Here is a 3,658-nt window from a genome sequence, read left to right on the forward strand (position 1 = left end):
TAGGGCGCGATGAAGGTGTAGAGGACGAACGCGGCTGCGATCCAGAAGAAGGTCACTGTCAGGGCCTGCAGCACGGCGGGCCGGCGGGCCACGGCGAGGCGCTCCGCCAGCGTCGAGGCACCGAGCGGCAGCCTGGCCGGCAGGCCGAAGCGCAGCCCCGCCACCCCGGCCAGGCCGAGCACCGCGACGATCACGAAGGTCACGCGCCAGTCGGCATGGGCGCCGATCCAGGCGCCGAGCGGCACGCCCAGCGCGGTGGCGATGGTCATGCCGCTGGTCACCGCGGCGATCGCCCGGCCGCGGTGGTCGGGCGGCACCAGGGAGGCGGCGACGGCGTAGGCGGTGGGCATGAACAGACCGGCGCTCAGCGCCAGCAGCACCCGGGCGGCGACCAGCTGCCACAGGCTCTGGGCCCCCGCTGCCAGGAGGTTGGAGACGGTGAAGGCCAGCAGCGCGGCCACCAGCAGCCGGCGGCGGTCGAGGCCGCCGCACAGCGCCGACAGGATCGGCGAGCCGACGGCATAGGCGAGGGCGAAGATGGTGATCAGCTGCCCCGCCGTGGCGACGGAGCTGTGGAAATCCGCGGCGATCGCGGGCAGCAGCCCGGCAATCATCAAGCCTTCGGTGCCGATGGCGAAAGCGCCGATCGCGAGCCAGACCAGGGAGGCGGGCATCGGTGATGTTCCAATGTTCAATGATTATTGAACCATACTCCCGCGCGCCGCTTCGGCGTCAAGCAGATTGTTCAATAACCGTTGAACATTGAAACGAGGACGGGGATCGACTAGCTTCTGCGCCATGCGCCCGCCGTTCCAGCCTGACCGCGACCAGCTTGACCTCGTCACCATCCTCGCCGCGCTCAGCGACCCGACCCGGCTGGGCATCGTCGCCACGCTGGCGGATGTAGGCGAGGTTTCCTGCCGCATCTTCGGCGACGGGGGGAACAAGACCGCGTTGTCCTACCACTACGCCAAGCTGCGCGAGGCGGGCGTCACCTGGACCCGGATCGACGGGACGCAGCGCTTCATCTCGCTGCGGCGTGAGGATCTCGACGCCAAGTTCCCGGGGCTGCTGGACTCGATCGTGACAAATGCGCGCAGGGTGAAGGCCTCCGAGGGCGTGTCATAGCGTTGCCGCGATCGCCCGAATCCATGCGTTCCCGGCAACTTTCGGTTACCAATCAGTAATTTCACATTCCGCACCTGTGCAGTTATGGTGCGGCCATCGTCGAGGCTCGGGAACGCAGCGGCCCCCCGCGTGTTTCGAGCCCCAAGAGCCAGCGCAATCCCCAGATGGTGACGCCCTTGCGTCGTCCGAGTGAGCCCATGCGGACATTCTCCGTCGTCACGACCTGTCACGCCGCCGGCTATGCCGAATACGGCCGCCGCATGATCGAGACCTTTGATCGGCACTGGCCGGACGAGATCCCCCTGATCCTCTACCGCGAAGGCTTCCAGCCGAAGGTGCCGAGCGACCGCGTCGTCGTGCGCGACCTGATCGAGAGCTGCCCGGACCTGGTCGCGTTCAAGCGGCGCCACGCCGACAACCCGCTGGCGCACGGCCAGACCCAGCGCTACCGCTTCAAGCTGCAGCGCAACCCCTACAAGAACCGGATCAAGCTGGGCGAGCGCAACTGGGGCTCCGGCTTCCGCTGGGACGCGGTGCGCTTCGCCCACAAAGCCTTCGCCATCTTCCACGCCGCAAAGACCGCCGACACCGACGTGCTGATCTGGGTCGACGCCGACAGCCTGTTCTTCGCCGCGCCGCGCTGGGACGAGCTGGAGAGCTTCGTCCCGCCGGACTGCTTCGTCGGCTGCCTGCAGCGGCCGACCTACACCGAATGCGGATTCCTGGCCTACAACCTGCGCCACCCGGCGACGCAGGAGATGCTGGCGGCGTTCGAGCGGCTGTACACCGAGGACGGGCTGTTCCGGGAGTACGAGTTCCACGATGCCTATCTGTTCGACGTGGTGCGCCGCCAGGTGGAGCAGGCCGGCCACCGGTCGCACGACATCGCCGAGGGCATCGGCGCGCGGGCCAAGCATGTGCTGATCAATTCGGGCCTCGGCCGCTTCATGGACCACGTCAAGGGCGGCCGCAAGGATGCCGGCCACAGCGGGCGTGCCGATCTGGTGGTGGACCGGCGCGAGGCCTATTGGGCCAACTCGGCCTAGGACACCCTCGGCGTTCCCATCACGACCGGATCGCCATGCCGGATCCGCTGCCATGAGGTGGACTTGTTTTCCTGCCACGGTCATCATGGTGCCGCCCGGTCGATCATGACCGGTTGAGGCTATTCATCGATCCTGAGGCGTCGTCCGCCGCATTTCCGTCGTGATTTTTGAAGACCGGGGAGATCCGCGATGTCCTTCAGAACGGTCGTGGCTGCCTGCATCGCCCTGCTGGCCCCCGGCGCCGCCCACGCCCAGTACCAGATGATCAGCCCCATGCTGTTCGAGGGGCCGCGGATCAGCCTTCAGGACCATGCCAATCGAAGCTCCGCTGCGCCGGCGGACCGGTCCGCCTCGCCCTCCGGGCGGCAGGCGGACGCCAGGTCGTTCGCCTACCGCCCCGATCCGGCGCGGCGGCGCGCCAATCTCGCCCGGTTCGTCGACAGGAGCCGGGCCGCCGATCCCCAGGGGGCGGAGAATCTGGCGGCGCTGTTCGCCCAGGGCGACCTGATCGAGCGGATGCGTCCGGAGCTGGCGAAATACGGCCTGGTGATCGACAACGTCGCCGACGCCTATGCCGTCTGGTGGATCAATGCGTGGCTGGCGAGCCGCGGCAGCCACGACGATATCAGCGCCGCGACCGCCGCCGCGGTCCGCCGCCAGGTGGTGCGGTCGATGGCGTCGACGACCGCGCTCGCGACCGCGGGCGATGCCGCCAAGCAGGAGATGGCGGAGGCGCTCCTCGTCCAGGGCGTGCTGCTGGGGGCTGCGCTCGAGCAGGCGAAGGGCGACCGTACGCAGACGGCGGCGCTCAGCCGTGCCGCGATCCAGGGCGCGAGCGGCATGGGGCTCGACCTCTCGGCGATGACTTTGACCGAGGCGGGCTTCGTCCCCGCGGAATAGCCGGCGCGTCCGCCTCTAGCGAACCGATGCCGGGCCGGGCGCGGCGCGGAACGCCGCGTACAGCATCGCCGCCGCCGCGAGGGTGAGGGCCGCCAGCGCGGCGGACAGCCAGAGGGCCGCGGCCTCCCCCGCCTGCTCGATCACCGCGGCATAGGCGACCGGCGCCGCGGCCGAGCACAGGAATCCCGGCACCAGCAGCCGCCCGGCCACCGCGCCGTAGCTTCGCGGGTCGAACAGCACCAGGGGCAGCGTGCCGCGGGTGATGGTCAGCAGGCCGTTGCCGGCGCCGTAGAGGAAGGCGAAGGCGATCGCCGCCGCGGCGGCCCGGCCGCTCCACAGCCCCGCCATGAAGCACACCGGCAGCAGGCCGATGCCGCGAGGGTCCAGCGCCAGGGGCGACAGCCCGCCGCCGAACGTGACCTCCGCCAGCCGGGCGCCGGACTGGCCGATGCCGCGCAGCGTCGCGATCCACACCGCGACCGGGGCCGCCGAGCCCCAGCCCGGCCAGGATGCCGATCATATGCGCCGACATGCCGGCGTTCAGGATGTTGGTCAGGGTCACGACTCAGGGCGTAGAGCGCGCC

Annotated in this window: 5 protein-coding genes; 3 read left to right on the plus strand and 2 right to left on the minus strand. The window is 69.8% G+C overall.

What is annotated here, in order from left to right; genetic code table 11:
* Window positions 1-674: MFS transporter (locus P409_RS29375; protein WP_034846770.1), on the minus strand; the 674-nt coding region annotated here is incomplete at its 3' end.
* Between the two features lie 124 nt (window positions 675-798).
* On the opposite strand from P409_RS29375, the gene P409_RS29380 reads away from it, so the two are divergent.
* The 3 genes from P409_RS29380 (at window position 799) to P409_RS29390 (ending at window position 3,074) form a co-directional block, all read left to right on the plus strand.
* The gene (locus P409_RS29380; protein WP_034846772.1) at window positions 799-1,128 is read left to right on the plus strand and encodes an ArsR/SmtB family transcription factor; all 330 of its coding nucleotides are present in this window, start codon (window positions 799-801) and stop codon (window positions 1,126-1,128) included.
* 197 nt (window positions 1,129-1,325) lie between these two features.
* On the plus strand, window positions 1,326-2,174 hold the full coding sequence (locus P409_RS29385; RefSeq protein WP_034846774.1) for a hypothetical protein: 849 nt from the start codon (window positions 1,326-1,328) through the stop codon (window positions 2,172-2,174).
* A 189-nt stretch (window positions 2,175-2,363) separates the two neighbouring features.
* Window positions 2,364-3,074, plus strand: coding sequence for a DUF6683 family protein (locus tag P409_RS29390; protein ID WP_034846775.1), 711 nt, complete (start codon window positions 2,364-2,366; stop codon window positions 3,072-3,074).
* Window positions 3,075-3,089: 15 nt separating this feature from the next.
* Here the strand turns inward: P409_RS29390 and P409_RS29395 are convergent, their stop codons facing one another.
* A complete protein-coding gene (locus P409_RS29395; protein WP_052121547.1) occupies window positions 3,090-3,548 on the minus strand; it encodes a hypothetical protein in 459 nt (152 codons plus the stop codon).
* Between the last annotated feature and the right edge of the window lie 110 nt (window positions 3,549-3,658).

This window comes from Inquilinus limosus MP06, from assembly GCF_000767795.1.
Classification (GTDB): domain Bacteria; phylum Pseudomonadota; class Alphaproteobacteria; order DSM-16000; family Inquilinaceae; genus Inquilinus; species Inquilinus limosus_E.

What these genes read in the sequence shown, in the direction of transcription:
- P409_RS29390 (WP_034846775.1), top strand. Translation starts at nt 2,364, where the DNA reads ATGTCCTTCAGAACGGTCGTGGCTGCCTGCATCGCCCTGCTGGCCCCC.
- P409_RS29385 (WP_034846774.1), top strand. Translation starts at nt 1,326, where the DNA reads ATGCGGACATTCTCCGTCGTCACGACCTGTCACGCCGCCGGCTATGCC.
- P409_RS29380 (WP_034846772.1), top strand. Translation starts at nt 799, where the DNA reads ATGCGCCCGCCGTTCCAGCCTGACCGCGACCAGCTTGACCTCGTCACC.